The organism is Streptomyces sp. NPDC036813 (genome assembly GCF_055609245.1).
In genome coordinates this window covers 96,925-112,193 of record NZ_JBVJPV010000019.1, presented here as the reverse complement: position 1 = coordinate 112,193, position 15,269 = coordinate 96,925, and the positions used below count along the sequence as shown (strand labels likewise).

General features: G+C 73.0%; 14 protein-coding genes. 6 read left to right on the top strand and 8 right to left on the bottom strand.

Features of this window, described 5'->3' with window-relative positions:
- Window positions 1-5: 5 nt before the first annotated feature.
- From ACZ67Q_RS32775 to ACZ67Q_RS32760, 4 genes are all read right to left on the bottom strand, one after another.
- Window positions 6-1,412 carry a CitMHS family transporter gene (locus ACZ67Q_RS32775; RefSeq protein ID WP_471189624.1) on the bottom strand — a complete coding sequence of 469 codons (1,407 nt, stop codon included), beginning with the start codon at window positions 1,410-1,412 and terminating at the stop codon, window positions 6-8.
- A 136-nt stretch (window positions 1,413-1,548) separates the two neighbouring features.
- A complete protein-coding gene (locus tag ACZ67Q_RS32770) occupies window positions 1,549-3,801 on the bottom strand; it encodes a molybdopterin oxidoreductase family protein (protein WP_471189622.1) in 2,253 nt (750 codons plus the stop codon).
- Between the two features lie 407 nt (window positions 3,802-4,208).
- Entirely contained in the window at window positions 4,209-4,826 is a 618-nt protein-coding gene (locus tag ACZ67Q_RS32765; protein WP_471189620.1) for a TetR/AcrR family transcriptional regulator, read from the bottom strand.
- Window positions 4,823-5,602 carry a hypothetical protein gene (locus ACZ67Q_RS32760; RefSeq protein WP_471189618.1) on the bottom strand — a complete coding sequence of 260 codons (780 nt, stop codon included), beginning with the start codon at window positions 5,600-5,602 and terminating at the stop codon, window positions 4,823-4,825. The genes ACZ67Q_RS32765 and ACZ67Q_RS32760 overlap by 4 nt, the downstream gene beginning before the upstream one ends.
- Before the next feature lie 196 nt (window positions 5,603-5,798).
- Here ACZ67Q_RS32760 and hmgA point away from each other — a divergent pair, with 196 nt between their 5' ends.
- The 3 genes from hmgA (at window position 5,799) to ACZ67Q_RS32745 (ending at window position 9,512) form a co-directional block, all read left to right on the top strand.
- A complete protein-coding gene (gene hmgA / locus ACZ67Q_RS32755) occupies window positions 5,799-7,124 on the top strand; it encodes a homogentisate 1,2-dioxygenase (RefSeq protein WP_471189616.1) in 1,326 nt (441 codons plus the stop codon).
- 42 nt (window positions 7,125-7,166) lie between these two features.
- A complete protein-coding gene (locus ACZ67Q_RS32750; protein ID WP_471189614.1) occupies window positions 7,167-7,916 on the top strand; it encodes a GntR family transcriptional regulator in 750 nt (249 codons plus the stop codon).
- 450 nt (window positions 7,917-8,366) lie between these two features.
- Window positions 8,367-9,512 (top strand): type ISP restriction/modification enzyme, encoded by a 1,146-nt coding sequence (locus ACZ67Q_RS32745; protein ID WP_471189612.1) that lies wholly within the window; start codon window positions 8,367-8,369, stop codon window positions 9,510-9,512.
- A gap of 63 nt (window positions 9,513-9,575) precedes the next feature.
- On the opposite strand, the gene ACZ67Q_RS32740 is transcribed toward ACZ67Q_RS32745, so the two are convergent.
- Entirely contained in the window at window positions 9,576-10,289 is a 714-nt protein-coding gene (locus ACZ67Q_RS32740; protein WP_471189610.1) for a TetR/AcrR family transcriptional regulator, read from the bottom strand.
- A 63-nt stretch (window positions 10,290-10,352) separates the two neighbouring features.
- Between ACZ67Q_RS32740 and ACZ67Q_RS32735 the strand changes: the two genes are divergently transcribed.
- The 3 genes from ACZ67Q_RS32735 to ACZ67Q_RS32725 are packed head-to-tail and all read left to right on the top strand — an operon-like array spanning window position 10,353 to window position 13,316.
- Window positions 10,353-11,297 carry an ATP-binding cassette domain-containing protein gene (locus tag ACZ67Q_RS32735; protein ID WP_471189608.1) on the top strand — a complete coding sequence of 315 codons (945 nt, stop codon included), beginning with the start codon at window positions 10,353-10,355 and terminating at the stop codon, window positions 11,295-11,297.
- Window positions 11,294-12,076, top strand: coding sequence for an ABC transporter permease (locus ACZ67Q_RS32730; RefSeq protein WP_471189606.1), 783 nt, complete (start codon window positions 11,294-11,296; stop codon window positions 12,074-12,076). Before ACZ67Q_RS32735 ends, ACZ67Q_RS32730 begins: the two co-directional genes overlap by 4 nt.
- Before the next feature lie 43 nt (window positions 12,077-12,119).
- Entirely contained in the window at window positions 12,120-13,316 is a 1,197-nt protein-coding gene (locus ACZ67Q_RS32725) for a CaiB/BaiF CoA transferase family protein (protein WP_471189604.1), read from the top strand.
- A gap of 10 nt (window positions 13,317-13,326) precedes the next feature.
- On the opposite strand, the gene ACZ67Q_RS32720 is transcribed toward ACZ67Q_RS32725, so the two are convergent.
- The 3 genes from ACZ67Q_RS32720 to ACZ67Q_RS32710 all read right to left on the bottom strand — a co-directional run bounded on the left by ACZ67Q_RS32720 (window position 13,327) and on the right by ACZ67Q_RS32710 (window position 15,118).
- Window positions 13,327-13,602 carry a hypothetical protein gene (locus ACZ67Q_RS32720; RefSeq protein WP_471189602.1) on the bottom strand — a complete coding sequence of 92 codons (276 nt, stop codon included), beginning with the start codon at window positions 13,600-13,602 and terminating at the stop codon, window positions 13,327-13,329.
- A gap of 126 nt (window positions 13,603-13,728) precedes the next feature.
- Window positions 13,729-14,535 (bottom strand): anti-sigma factor, encoded by an 807-nt coding sequence (locus ACZ67Q_RS32715; protein ID WP_471189600.1) that lies wholly within the window; start codon window positions 14,533-14,535, stop codon window positions 13,729-13,731.
- Between the two features lie 40 nt (window positions 14,536-14,575).
- Window positions 14,576-15,118 carry a sigma-70 family RNA polymerase sigma factor gene (locus tag ACZ67Q_RS32710; protein WP_471189598.1) on the bottom strand — a complete coding sequence of 181 codons (543 nt, stop codon included), beginning with the start codon at window positions 15,116-15,118 and terminating at the stop codon, window positions 14,576-14,578.
- Window positions 15,119-15,269: the final 151 nt, after the last annotated feature.

The window sequence follows — 15,269 nt, the reverse complement described above, 5'->3', positions numbered from 1 at the left end:
AGGGGTCAGATGATGCCGAACAGGACGGCCGAGCCGAGCACCACCAGCGAGGTCAGCGCGGCCCACTTCACGACGAACCGGGTGTGGTCACCGAACTCGACCTTGGCCATGCCGACCAGGACGTAGACGGCCGGGACGAGCGGGCTGGACATGTGCAGCGGCTGGCCGATGATCGAGGCGCGGGCGATCTCCGCCGCGGAGACGCCGTGCGCCTGTCCCGCCTCGGCGAGCACCGGCAGGATGCCGAAGTAGAACCCGTCGTTGGACATGAAGTACGTCAGTGGGACGCTCAGCAGGCCGGTGACGAAGGCCATGTGCGGGCCCATGCCGGCGGGGATGTTGTCCACCAGCCACTTGGCCATGTGGTCGACCATGCCGGTGCCCTGGAGGACGCCGGTGAAGACGGCGGCGGCGAAGACCATGCCGGAGACGTTGAGGACGTTCTCGGCGTGAGCGGCGATCCGGGCCTTCTGGTCCGGCATGTGCGGGAAGTTGACGGTCAGCGCGAGCGCGGCGCCGAGCAGGAACAGCACCGGGATCGGCAGCCACTCCATGATCATGGCGGTGAGCAGACCGACCGTGAGCAGCGCGTTGAACCAGTACAGCTTGGGGCGCAGGGTGGGCCGGTGGGGGTCGAGCCCCTGGAAGCCCTCCTCCTCGGACTCCTCGGGGCGGTCCACGCCGCCGCCCGAGCCGCCGGTCACCCTCGTGCCGCCCGTGCGGGTGCCGGAGCCGGCGCCCAGGAGCACGGTCTCCTGCTCGGCGGGCTCCTCCACCAGCACCTCGTCCAGCGTCAGCACGCCCAGCCGCTTGCGTTCGCGGCGTCCGAGGACGTAGGCGAGGGCGAAGACGAACAGCAGGCCCATGGCGAGGGCCGGGATCATCGGTACGAAGATGTCGCTCGCGTCGAGCTTCAGCGCGGTCGCGGCGCGGGCGGTGGGGCCGCCCCACGGCAGCGTGTTCATCACGCCGTTGGCCATGGCGGCGACGCCGGTCATCACGACGAGGCTCATCTTCAGGCGCTTGTACAGCGGGTACATCGCCGAGACGGTGATCATGAAGGTGGTCGAGCCGTCGCCGTCCAGCGACACGATCGCGGCGAGCACGGCGGTGCCCACGACGATCCGCAGCGGGTCGGCTTTGCAGAACTTGAGAATCCCGCGCACGATCGGGTCGAAGAGCCCGACGTCGATCATCACACCGAAGTAGACGATCGCGAACATCAGCATCGCCGCGGTGGGGGCGAGGCCGGTGACTCCGTCGATGACGTAGTCGCCGAGCTTGGCGCCCTTGCCCACGAAGACACAGAAGAGTGCCGGTATGAGCACGAGCGCCGCGATCGGCGACATCTTCTTCAGCATGATCAGGACCAGGAAGGTCGCGATCATGGCGAAGCCGAGGATGGTCAGCATGAGTGGATACCTAACGTTCGCCCTTGAACATCCCACCAGGGGCCGGCGGTGCGGACGACGTTAGGTCGCGTCAAACAGCGTTAACAAGACGTTGACACGCGAGCAATAAGCGCAGAACTCCAGGTCACAGCTTTGCTCAGGTCAGCTGGGTGAGCTCTTCGGCCACTGCGGACACCTCGACGGGCACGCCGTTGAGGACCGCGTTGCCGGACAGCGGGTCGAGCAGGCTGCCGTCGAGGAGCTGGTTGACGTTGGCTCCGGGGTCGGTGACGGCGTGGCTCAGCCGGGTGCCGGGGCGGTCGTGGCCCCAGCCGTGGGGCAGGCTGACGACACCGGTGCGGACCGCGTCGGTGATCTCGGCGGGGGCGGTGACCTCTCCCCCGGCGCCCTTGACGCGCACCACGGCTCCGTCCCGGATGCCGAGCCGCTCGGCGTCGGCCGGGTTCAGGTGCAGAGTGCAGCGGTTGGAGCCGCCGGTGAGGGCCGGGATGTTGTGCATCCAGCTGTTGTTGGAGCGCAGATGGCGCCGCCCGACCAGGACCAGAGCGTCCGGGCGCTCACGCAGGGCCGCGCGCAGCCGCGGCAGGTCGCCGGCGATCGGCGCGGGCAGCAGCTCGACCTTGCCGCTGACCGTCTTCAGCGGCTGCGGCAGACGGGGCCGCAGCGGGCCGAGGTCGATGCCGTGGGGGTGGGCGAGCAGCTTCTCCAGCGTCAGCCCCTCGGGCTGTGCGCCGAAGCCGTCGCCGTAGGGGCCGAGGCGCAGCATCAGGTCGAGCCGCCGCTCGGGGCCGTTGTCGCCGGTGAGCAGTGCGGCCAGTTCCTTCGGGTCGCGGCCGTGCACGGGCGAGTGCGGGTCGCGGACCGCCTTGGTGAGGGTCTGGTCGATCACCATCGTGTCCACCGCGGACGGCTCGGCGCCGTGCATGCCGCTCGCGGCCAGGATCAGTCGGGCGAGGATCTCGGTCTCCGCCATCCGGTCCGTCTCGAGCGGGACGGCGGGCCGGGTGTAGCGGACCTGGTTGCGCACGGCGAGGGTGTTGAAGGCGAAGTCGTGGTGCGGGCTCTGTGCGGGCGGGGGCGGCGGCAGGACGACGTCGGCGTGGCGCGAGGTCTCGTTGAGGTACGGGTCGACGCTGACCATGAAGTCCAGCGAGGCGAGCGCCTTGTCGAGGCGGTCGCCGTCGGGGGCGGACAGCACGGGGTTGGCGGCGATCGCGATCAGCGCGCGCACGGGTGCGCCGTCCTCGGTCTCGGTGTCGATCTCCTCGGCCAGCGCGGACAGCGGCAACTCGCCCTTGGCCTCCGGGTGCTTGCTCACCCGTGAGTGCCAGCGGCCCAGGTGGAAGCCGCGCCCGGGACCGGCCGGGCGGGGGGCTTTGTCGGTGGCGGCCTGCGGGAAGAGGGCACCGCCGGGGCGGTCGAGGTTGCCGGTGAGGATGGTGAGGACGTCGACGAGCCAGCTGCCCAGCGTGCCGAACGGGACGGTGCAACTGCCGATGCGGCCGTATACGGCGGCGGACTCGGCAGCGGCCAGTTCGCGGGCCAGGGTGCGGATGACGCCGGCGTCGACGTCGCAGGCGGCCGCCACGGCGTCCGGAGTGAAGTCGCGTATCGCGTCACGGAGTTCGTCGAGCCCCCGGACGTGCGGCGCCAACTCCCCGAGCGCCACGAGCCCTTCCTCGAAGAGGACGTGGGTCATCGCCGCGAGGAGCAGTGCGTCGGTGCCGGGGCGGATGGCGAGGTACCGGTCGGCGAGCCGGGCGGTGCGGGTGCGGCGCGGGTCGATCACCGTGAGGGTCCCGCCGCGGGCCTTGAGCGCCTTCAGCTTGCCGGGGAAGTCGGGGGCGGTGCACAGACTGCCGTTCGACTCCAGCGGGTTGGCGCCGAGGAGCAGGAGGTGGTCGGTGCGGTCCAGGTCGGGGACGGGGATCAGGTTGGCGTCGCCGTAGAGGAGCCCGCTGGAGACGTGCTTGGGCATCTGGTCGACGGTGGAGGCGGTGAAGAGGCTGCGGGTGCCGAGGGCGCCGACCAGGACCGGCGGGTAGAGGCCGCCGGCCATGGTGTGCACGTTGGGGTTGCCGAGGACGACGCCGACGGAGTGCGGTCCGTGCCGCTCGGCCACGGGACGCAGGCCCTCGGCGACCGCGTCGAAGGCCTCCTGCCAGGTGGCTTCGCGCAACTCGCCGTCGCGACGCACCAGCGGGGCGCGCAGCCGGTCGGGGTCTGAGTCGACGGCCCCGAAGGAGGCGCCCTTGGGGCAGAGGAACCCCTTGCTGAACACGTCGTCGCGGTCGCCGCGGGCGCCGGTGACCCGGGTGCCCTCGATGGTGAGGGTCAGCCCGCAGGTGGCCTCGCACAAGGGACAGATTCGCAGGGCGGTGCGGGACACGGGTCCTCCCGGGGTTACGGCACGGCGCCACGGGGGCGCACGGACCCGGCTGAGCATACCGACCGGTATGGGCAAAGGGGAGGGCTGTGGCGGGTCCGGTATACGGCTGCGGGTCCGTTGTACGGCTGCGGGTGCGGGTGCGGTGACTTCTGTGGTGCGTTGTCGGCTGCGGGTCCGTCGTGGCCGGTCGCCGGTGCGTTGCCGGCTGCGGGTCCGTCGTGGCTGGTCGCGCAGTTCCCCGCGCCCCTTTTTTGCCTGCGGCGCCCCGTTGCGGTGCGTGGTGGGCTGGTGCCGCGCCTGCGGTGCGTTGTGGGGCGGGGCTGGGTGGGGGGTGTCCGTCGTCGCTTCCGCCTCCGCTGTGGGCCGCCGCGTGAGGCGGCAGGCGGGGCGGCCGACCCCGCCGCCGCTCAGTCCAGGACTCGGCCCAGATACGCCCGCAGCAGTTCGCGGGTCTCGGCGATGATCGCCTCGTCGCCCTGGGGGTTCATCCGGAACGCCAGCTGGACCAGTGTGTCGGCTGTCTCCACGGCGACCAGGAACGTGCGGCGCAGGGCCTCGTCCGGCTCGCGGCCCAGGAAGCCCGCCAGGAGGTCCGTCAGCCGGCCGGCGACCCGCAGGTTGGGCTCGGTGTGCGCGGCGCCGATGGGTATCTGGTTGCCGAAGTCGACGAGGGAGAAGCCGGGCGCCGTGCGCTTCATGGCCAGGTACTCGTCCAGCACCGCGTCCATCGCCGCGCGCCAGTCGCCCCGGGCGACCCCCTTGAGCCGCTCGACGGCCCGGTCGGTGTAGCGGTCGAGGTTGCGCTGGGCGAGCGCGTCGGCCATCTGCCGCTTGTTGCCGAAGAAACGGTAGACCGAGCCGATGGGCACGCCGGCCCGCAGCGCGACCGCCCGGGTGCTCAGGGCGTCGTAGCCGACCTCGTCGAGCAGGTCGGCGCACGCGTCGAGGATCCTGGTCAGCCGTTCGGCACTGCGCCGCTGCACTGGCGCACGGCGAAGGGATGTCGCGTCGGGCACGGGCATCATGATGCCTTTCCGCCGGGGTCCGGTGAACCTCGACCCCCGGTACGCACGGAAGCGCCCCCACCGCTCACCGCAGGCCGCCGGACCGCGTCCCGTCTCACCACCGCAGCCCGCCTGCCGGCACCTCCCGCCGCCCGATGCCTACGGCCGTCACCGCGCACCGCTGCACGCCGGGCGCTGTCACCGCTTCCCGCGGCGCGAGCGCCCTCACGCCGAGCGCCGTCGCCCCGTACCACCGCCGCACCCGGACCCCGCGCCGTGGAGCCCGCAGCATCCCCTGACGCCGTGATGTCCGCCGTGCTCTGCACCGCCTTGCCGTCGACCGCCCAGACCGTGCCGTCGTCGGCGTAGAGGCGCACGGTGACGTGGTGCAGGCCGTGCGGGACCAGGTGGGCCGGCAGCCGGTACACCGGCGTGCGCAGGTCCGCGACCCGGTGGCCGTCCACCGACAGGCGCGCCGTACCGCGCCCGGCCACCGCCTCGGTCCTCGTACCGGCCGGTGAGAGGCGGAAGCGGTGCAGGATCAGCCGTACGTCCCACGTGCCACCGGCGTGCGGCTGCACCTCGATGCCCACCTCGGGCGCGTGTTTCGCGCCGATCTCGCGATAGTGCCGCCCCTCCCGGTCCGTGTCGTCGAGGACCTTGCCCACCGGGTGGGTGGTGTCCCCCGTGCCCTGTTTCTCCCGTCCCGTCGCCTCGCCCGAGCCGCAGCCCGCCGATCCGAGAAACAGCAGCACAGCGACCACGAGCGCGCCGAGAAGGCCATGCCTCCACGCCATGCCGGGGAGCGTAGAACAGCCGTCCGGCCCGCCGGATCCCCCTGAGGTCGGGTTCCGGCCGTAGCCCTCCGGTAGGGCCGGTATCCCCCTTGCGCCCGCGAAACCGCAATCCTACGGTGTTGCATAGGAATCCGGTCGCCGTAGAGCGACCGCCATGGTTCCGACGACGCAAGAGCAGCGCAAGGGAGCGATGTGCATGAGCGGGGACGCGCGCAAGAGAGCCGAGGGGCTGACCTACCTGTCGGGATTCGGCAACGAGCACGGCTCGGAGGCCGTCCCCGGCGCCCTGCCCGTCGGCCGCAACTCGCCCCAGCGCGCCCCCCTCGGGCTGTACGCGGAGCAGCTGAGCGGGACGGCGTTCACCGAGCCGAGGGCACACAACCGCCGCTCGTGGCTGTACCGCATCCACCCCTCGGCCGCCCACCCGGCGTTCACCCGCACCGGCAACGGCGCGCTGCGCACGGCCCCCTTCACGCAGACCGCCCCCGACCCGAACCGGCTGCGCTGGAACCCGCTGCCCGAGCCGGGGCCCGAGACGGACTTCCTGGCCGGCCTGTGGACGCTCGGCGGCAACGGTGACGCCACCCAGCGCACCGGCATGGCCGTGCACCTGTACCACGCCAACGCCTCCATGGGCCGCGTGTTCAGCGACGCGGACGGCGAGCTGCTGATCGTCCCCGAGCGCGGCGGGCTGCTGCTGCACACGGAGTTCGGCCTGCTGCACGCCGAGCCCGGCCATGTGGCGCTCATCCCGCGCGGGGTGCGCTTCCGCGTCGAACTCCTCGACGACAGCGCCCGAGGTTACGTCTGCGAGAACTACGGCGCCCCCTTCCGCCTGCCCGACCTCGGCCCGATCGGCGCCAACGGCCTGGCCAACGCCCGGGACTTCCAGGCGCCGGTCGCGGCGTACGAGGACGTCGAGGGGCCGGTGGAGGTGGTGAACAAGTTCTGCGGCAACCTGTGGCACGCGACGTACGACCACTCGCCGCTGGACGTCGTCGCCTGGCACGGCAACCTCGTGCCGTACGTGTACGACCTGCGCCGTTTCAATGTGATCGGGACGATCTCCTACGACCACCCGGACCCGTCGATCTTCACCGTGCTGACCTCGCCGAGCGACACCCCCGGGCTCGCCGGTGTCGACTTCGTCGTCTTCGCGCCGCGCTGGCTGGTCGGCGAGGACACGTTCCGGCCGCCGTACTTCCACCGGAACGTGATGAGCGAGTACATGGGCCTGATCGAGGGCGCCTACGACGCGAAGACGGCCGGGGAGGGGGGTTTCGTGCCGGGCGGCGGCTCGCTCCACAACATGATGTCGGCGCACGGGCCGGACCGGGAGACGTTCGACAGGGCCAGCAGCGCGGAGCTGAAGCCGCAGAAGCTCGACGACGGGCTGGCGTTCATGTTCGAGACCCGCTGGCCGGTGACGCTCACGCCGCACGCGGCGCGCGCGGACCACCTCCAGCAGCGCTACGACGACGTCTGGCAGGGCCTCGAGCGTCACTTCCGCACACCTTCGTGATCTGGTTGCAGTGACCCCGCCCCGACCGGTACGGATGGCCCCGTGACCTCCTTCGCCCCGGATTCGATCGTCCTGAACCGCAAGCTGCCGCTGTGGTACCAGGTGTCGCAGTCGCTGCGCGCCTCGATACTCGGCCGCTCGCCGCAGGACCCGCTGCGCCTGCCCACCGAGGAGCAGCTGGCCGGACACTACGGCGTGAGCGTGCTGACCATGCGGCAGGCGCTGAAGGAGCTGGAGGAGGAGGGGCTGATCACCCGGCACCGGCGGCGCGGCACGTTCATCGAGCCCGCCGCCCAGCGGGGCGCCCCGGTGCGGCTGCTGGGCTCGGTGGACGCGATCGTGGCCCAGCAGTCCGGCATGGTGACCGAGCTGCTGGAGCACGGCAGCGGTCCCGTCCCGGCCGAACTCGCCGGCTTCTTCCCGGAGCTGGCCGAGGCGGCGACGTACCACCGGCTGCGCAGTGACGAGAAGACGGGTGAGCCGACCAACCACGCCCGCAACTGGGTGCGGCCCGAACTGGCCGCCCTCATCGACCCCGAGGACCTGACCCGCTGGCCGATGACGAAGGTGCTGCGGGACGTCGTGGGGGTGGACATCAGCCGGATCACGGACACGGTGGAGGCCCGGCTGGCGGACCCGGAGACCTCCCGGCTGCTCCAGGTGCCGCTGCTGAGCCCGATCCTGCACTACACCGGCGTCACCTACGACCAGCAGGGGCGGGTGCTGGACGTGGCGGTCATCCACTACCGCGGCGACCGCTTCTCCTTCACCGTCACCCTCGAAGCGCATTAAGGGATTTCGTTCGGATCAGCCTCGGAGTGTTCCGATCACGCTCCGGGCGGTGCTTCCGGCTGCATGAGGTGGTAGCCCCGCCGTCCCTCGGCAGGGCCCCTTCCACAGCAGCGTCTCGTGGTCCTGCGGCACCCCACAACGCGCACTTCGGGCCCACGCCTGCGAGACCGAGTCCGGCCGTGTCGTGGCGGCTTCCGGACGGACATCGTCAGCACCGGCTGACCCGTCCGCCGCCCTCGCCGATCCCGGATCATCCGCGTCACGCGGCTGCCGCCGGGCACGGCCGACGGGATCGGACCGGCTGTCAGGAGCGGTGCGCTTACGGCCGGTCCGAGCGGGGGCGAGAGGTGCGCCGGTGTGAGTGCCCCCGCTCGTGGAGCTCGGCGGAGTGCGGGCCGGAGCCCGCGAGGCCGGAACGATCCGGACGACGGGGCCCGGGCCCGTCGTACGATGCCGGGCGTGACGTACGACGACGTTCCGTTGCTGGCGGACCTCATGCCGTGGTCCGTCGCACCGCCGCGGCTCGGCCGCAGCTGGCCGGTGGGTCCCGACGCCGCGTCCCTGAAGGCCCGCTGGGGCGCCCTGCTGGAGGCCGGCGTCCCCGACCGCGAGGCACTGTTCGAGCCGACGCGGGCGCGCACCCTGCACTCGGCGGTCGGGCAACTGCCGGGGCAGCGGGCCGGTACGGAGAGACTCGCGCGGGCGTCGGGTCCGTGCCCGGAGCCGGTGCGGGCGCTGGTCGCGCCGTTCGACGAGCAGTGGCTGATCCCCGACCACCGGCTGATCGACGCGGCCCGGCCGGAGCTGTGGCGGGTGGCGGACGAGCGGCAGGTGTTCGTGGCCGAGTTGCCGGACACGCTGCTGGCCACGTCGTGCTTCCCGCTGCTGCGGGGCGGCCGGGTGCGTCCGCTGTACCGCCGCCCGGACGGCACGGAACCCAATCTCGCCCCCGGTCTCCTGGACCATCTCGCCGGCCTCCTCGGCCATCCGGTGACCGCGCCGGACCTCCTGGCCTGGACGCTCACGGCCGTCCGCCCCGACCACGGCGTACCGCTCACCGGGGATCCCGAGCTGTGGGCGCGCGGGGTGGAGCTGGGCCGGCGGGCGCTGTGGCTGATGCGGCGCGACGGTGAGCGGCCCAAGCTGCCCGGTGGCCGCCGCCCCTACGTCCGCGCACCGCTGCCGTCCCGTCCGCTCACGGTGCACTACGACCGCGAGGAGGAGGCCCTCCACCTGGAGGACGGCCGTGTCGCGCCGGTGCCGACGGCGGCCTGGGACTACGAGGTGGACGGCGTCCGGGTGCTGGAGCAGTGGTGCGCGGCGCGGATCGCGGAGGGCGAGCCCGGCACCCTGACCGCCATCCGGCCGGCGACGTGGCCGCAGGTGTGGACGTCGGAGCTGCTGGAGCTGATCACCGTCCTCGCCCTCCTGGCGGACGTCCGCTCCCAGCAGGCCCAGTGGGAGATCTCCTCCCCCGTCACCGCCTCCGACCTGCGCGCAGCGGGCGTCCTGCCGGTCCCCGCGTCGGCACGCCGCCCGGCCTCCGTCCTGGACCACCAGGAGGAGGGCCCGGAAGGCCAGTTCGCACTGCTCTAGCCAGGGGGGGCGTTGTCGGTCGGACCGGGCTCGCGACGCCTGGCCCGACCGACAGGACGCCCCCTAGGTCCGGGGCTCGAACGCGTCCAGCACGCGCCCCAGTGCCCGCTCGAACACCGCCTCGAGGTCGATCGGGCCGGTGTCCTCCGTGAACGCCACCGCCATCCGCGGGTACGAGCCGCTCGCCACCTGGGCGCCCAGGTAGGCGATCCGTACGGCGGTCTCCTCCTCCGGGGACCAGGGCAGGGCGCGGGTGCGCTCGGCGGTGGCCAGTTCGTTCGCCGTGTACGTCGTCACCACGCCGTTGATCATGGCGATGAGCTCCATCTTGGTGCCGTAGGACGCCTGCAGCGGGTCCAGGCAGGCCAGGCAGTGCTCCAGGTAGCGCAGGGCGTTCGGGCTGAAGCCGTAGACCGGTGACATCAGGCGCGGCACCCAGGGGTGGCGGTGCATCAGCGCGCGGGTCTGGTGGGCGACCCGGAGCATGTCGGCGCGCCAGTCGCCGCTCGGCTCCCACTGCTCGTGCTCGGCGCTGACCGCGTCCACCATCAGCTCGTACAGGTCCTCCTTACGGGGGACGTAGTTGTACAGCGACATGGTGCCGCAGCCCAGTTCGGCGGCGACCCGCCGCATCGACACCGCGTCCAGCCCCTCGGCGTCGGCGACGCGCACCGCGGCCTCGGCGATGCCGGACCGGGTGTACGCCGGTTTCGGCCCCCGGCCGGTGCGCTCGGGGCGCGCCCAGATCACTTCGGGTACAGCCGCTCGGCCCGCCATCGATCATCACCTCGCCTCCCATCGTAGTTACGTACACCGTACGTAGTGCGGTATGGTCGTGCCATGACTTCTACGTACGCTGTACTTAGTGAAGGTCTGGAGAAGCGTTTCGGGGAGGTGCGGGCCCTGCGCGGGCTCGATCTCGCGGTGCCCGCGGGCACGGTGTGCGGCCTGCTCGGGCCGAACGGGGCGGGCAAGACGACGGCGGTTCGGCTGCTGACCACACTGCTGCGGCCGGACGCCGGCTCCGCGCGGATCGCCGGGCACGACCTGGTCCGCGAGGCCGATGCGGTACGCCGCCGGATCGGCGTCACCGGGCAGTACGCGACGGTCGACGGGGATCTGACGGGGCGCGAGAACCTGCGGCTGTTCGCGCGGCTGCACCGGGTGCGGGGCCCGGCGGCGCGGGCCGCCGAGCTGCTGGAGCGCTTCGGGCTCGCCGAGGCCGCCGACCGCCCGGCGTCGTCCTACTCGGGCGGGATGCGGCGCCGGCTCGATCTCGCGGCGAGCCTGGTGTGCCGCCCCGACGTGCTGTTCCTGGACGAGCCGACGACCGGGCTGGACCCGGCCAGCCGCAACCGGATCTGGGACGCCGTGCGCGACCTGAGGGCACAGGGCACGAGCGTGCTGCTGACGACGCAGTACCTCGAGGAGGCCGACCGGCTCGCCGACGACATCGCCCTGGTCGACCGCGGCCGGGTCGCCCACACCGGCAGCCCCGCCGAGCTGAAGGCGATCGTCGGCGCCCAGGCCGAGGTCGTCGTCGCGGACCCGGACGCGCTGGCGAAGGCGGCGGCGGTGCTCGACCGGCTGACCGGCGCGGAGCCCTCCTTCGACCACGACCGGCAGGCCGTGGCGGCGGTCACCCGGGACACCACCCTCACCCTGCCCCACCTGGTGCGCGCACTCGACGCGGCCGGCGTCCCGCTGCTCGACGCGAGCATCCGGCCTCCCACCCTCGACGACGTCTTCCTCAGGCTCACCGACCGGACGGAGGTCCCGGCATGACCGCGCTGGTGTACGACGGAACCGCGATGGTGGGACGGCAGCTGCGCCGGCTGCGCAACAACCCGGGCCTGGTCGTCCTCACCCAGACCATGCCGGTCACGATGCTGCTCTTCTTCGGGTACGTCTTCGGCAGCGCGCTGGCGATGCCGGGGGCGCAGTACCGCTCCTTCCTGGTGCCGGGGCTGCTGGTGGCGACCGCCGCCAACGGGCTGATGACCGGCATGTTCCAGGCCGCGCAGGACGTGCACCGGGGTGTGACGGACCGGCTGCGCACCCTGCCGGTGAGCCGGGCCGCCGTACCGCTCGGGCAGGCAGCCGCCGATCTCGCCGTCACGGCCGCCGGGATGGTGCCGTTCCTGCTGGTCGGACTGCTGGTGGGGTGGCGGATCGAGGGCTCGGCGCTTCAGGCGGCGGGCGCGCTCGGCCTGCTGCTGCTCTTCCGGTTCGCCTGTTCCTGGGTGGGGATCTTCCTCGGGCTGCTGAGCCGCAGCGAGGAGGCGGCCGGGCAGCTGGGCAGCGCGACCTTCATGCTGCCGCTGCTGTCCAACGCCTACATCCCCGTCGACGGCATGCCCGGCTGGCTGCGCGCGCTCGCCGAGTGGAACCCGATCAGCGCGGTGACGACGGCCCTGCGGGACCTGTTCGGCAACGCGCCCGTACCCGAGGGCGCCGCCTGGCCGGTGGCCCACCCGGTGGCCGGCTCGCTGGCGTGGTGCGCGGTGCTGCTCGCCCTGTTCGCGCCGCTCGCCGTGCGCCGGTACGCGCGCGGGGAGAGCTGAATCACTGCTGACAAAGCAGGGGCGGCGGGTCATGATCCGGTCCATGGACCAGCTCCCGCTGCCCCTCGAGGGCATCACCGTCGTCGCCGTCGAGCAGGCCGTCGCGGCCCCGTTCGCCACTCGTCAGCTCGCCGATCTCGGCGCCCGGGTGATCAAGGTCGAGCGGGTCGACGGCGGTGACTTCGCGCGCGGTTACGACACCGCCGCGCGCGGTCTGGCCTCGCATTTCGTGTGGTGCAACCGCGGCAAGGAGTCCGCCGCGCTGGACCTGAAGGACCCGCGCGGCCTGGCCGTCGTGCGGCGGCTGGTGGCGGAGGCGGACGTGTTCGTGCAGAACCTGGCGCAGGGCGCCGCGGCCCGGCTCGGCCTGGACGCGGCCACGCTGTGCGCCCTCCACCCGCGGCTGGTCGCCGTGGACATCTCGGGATACGGCGCGAGCGGCCCGTACGCGGACAAGCGGGCGTACGACATGCTCGTGCAGTGCGAGGCGGGGCTGGTGTCGGTGACCGGTACGCCGGAGCAGCCGGTGAAGGCGGGCATCCCGGCCGCGGACATCGCGGCCGGGATGTACGCGTTCTCGGGCGTGCTGGCGGCGCTGCTGCGGCGCGGGACGACCGGCCGGGGCGGCCCGGTGGAGGTGTCGATGCTGGAGGCGCTCGCCGAGTGGATGGGGCATCCGCTGCACCACGTCCTGCACGGCGGCACTCCCCCGGCCCGCACCGGCCTCGCGCACGCCGTCATCGCGCCGTACGACGCCTACCCGACGGGCGACGGGGGCCGGGTGCTGCTGTCGGTGCAGAACGACCGGGAGTGGCGACGGCTGGCCGAACAAGTTCTGGAAAGGCCGGAGTTGGGGACCGATCCGCAGTTCGCGACGAACGCCGCGCGGGTCGCCCGCCGGGAGCGGACGGACGAACTGGTCGGCGCGGCACTGGCGAAGCTGGACACCGACGAGGCACTGGCACGGCTCGAGGCCGCGGGCATCGCCTGCGCACGACTGCGGGACGTCGGCGAACTGGCGGAGCATCCACAGCTGGCGGCCCGTCAGCGGTGGCGTGAGGTGGGTTCGCCGGCCGGACCGCTGCGGGCGCTGCTGCCCCCGATCACGCTGCCGGGCGGGGCGGAGCCGCGGATGGGGGACGTGCCCGCGCTCGGCGAGCACACCGGGGCGGTACTGCGCGCCGTGGGGATGACGGACGACGAGATCGCAGCGCTGCGCCGGGACGGTGTGGTCGCCTGAGCGCGAACCCTCAGTGCCGGTTGTTGCCGAACAGCGAACGGCGCAGCCGGCGCAGCGGGGCGAACAGCGAGACGCCGCTCACCCGCGACCGCCTGCCGGTTCCGCTGCGTGCGGTGTCACGTGTCGTCAGTTCGCGCATCAGCGAGGTCGCCTCGACCGTCTCGCGTTGCGGTACGGCGGGGCCGCCGAGCACCGAGAGATGGCGGTCCAGACGCGAACTGGTCGCGCTGCTCCCGCAGGTGATCGCAGGGACCCTGGCCCTGCTGCGCATCGTTATCTGATCCATGTCACTCCCCACCCGTACGAGTCCACCCGGCCCGGGCAGGGTAACCCTATCGCCCCGGTGAGGCACTCGTGTATCGCGGCCACAGGATTCACCTTCCCCGTAAGGGGGTTGACGATGCCTCCGTGATTACTCTCCGAATCCGAGTGAATCCAGGGCGAGTTGGACAACCGGCTGACCGGTGGGCTGCACCGAGCCGCCGTCCGGCTCGACGGTTACAGCGAGTGATGTCGACGGCCGGGTGAGACCGGACGCCACCAAGGGCGTGTCGCCGTCGATCAGCCCGAGGGAGCGGGGCCGTGCGCCGGGGCGCACGAGCCACAGCTGCCGGACGCGACCGGCGGGTGGGCTGCCGTATCCGCGGAGCGTGATCACCGCCCGCCGCTCGGATACGGAAGCGATCACTCCGATCGTGCGGCCGCGCGCATCCCGCCCGGTCGCCGAGCGGGCGTCCGGCGCGGCCAGAACGTGGGCGATCTCACGCGCGCGGTCCCGCTCGGCGGCCAGCCGGTCGGCGGTGCGGCCGGCCTGGACGGCGAACAGCGAGGCGACGACGAGCGCGGCGGCGGCGGTCGCGGTGGCCAGCGGCACCAGCAGGGGGCGCGGCCGGGGCGCACGGGAGCGCCCCGGAGGCGGCTGCGTCCCCCACACGTGCGGGGGCAGCCGGGGCGCGCGGGCCGGTGCCGGTTCCTGCGGGGTGGCGCGTACGGCGGCCAGCACCCGTTCGCGCAGCGCGGGCGGCGCCGGGGCGGCCGCGGACCAGGCGAGCCGGACGGCGTCCTCGGCGAGTACGCGCACCTCGGCGGCGCACCGGGCACAGCCGGCCAGGTGCTTGTCGAAGCGGGTCCGCTCGGCGGCGTCGAGGGCGTCAAGGGCGTAGGGCGCGGCGAGCGAGTGCGGATCACCGCGCCGCACAAGGCGTCCGAACAGGCTCACAGGGCACCCTCCGGGAGGGAGAAGATCCGCGCGCGGTGGCTCATGCCGTCCCCCCGAGGCACTCGCGCAGCCGGGACAGTCCGTCGCGCATACGGGTCTTGACCGTGCCCAGCGGCAGCGACAGGCGGTCGGCGACCTCACGGTAGGTGTAGCCGTCGTAGTAGGCGAGGGTGACGGACTGGCGCTGAAGGGCCGTCAGGCGGTCCAGGCAGCGACGCACCCACTCCCGTTCGAGACCGGCCTCGACCTCCTCGGTGACCTGGTCGAAGGCGGGCGCCGCGGCGCGCAGGGCCTCGCGGCGCTCGCGTTCACCGGCCGCGCGGGCGCTGCGCACCCGGTCCACGGCCCGGCGGTGGGCGAGGGTGAGGACCCAGGCCAGCGCGCTGCCGCGCCGCGGGTCGAACCGGGCGGCGCTGCGCCACAGTTCCAGCAGCGCCTCCTGCGCCACCTCCTCCGCCTGGGCCGCGTCCCGCACCACCCGCCGCACCAGACCGAACACCGGTCCGGACACCAGGGCGTACAACTCCTCGAAGGCCCGCTGGTCACCCCCCGCCACCCGCATCAGCAGCTCGTCCGCCGCCACCCGGTCCCCTTCTCGCCGGCCGCACCGGCCCCGTCCCCGCACTCCAGGCATCCGCACCGAACGCACCTCCGGACGGAGGTACGGATCACGGGGGCGAAAACGCGGGTCGGGCGGGTTCCGAAACAAATCCACCGCCGGACCAATCCGCCGG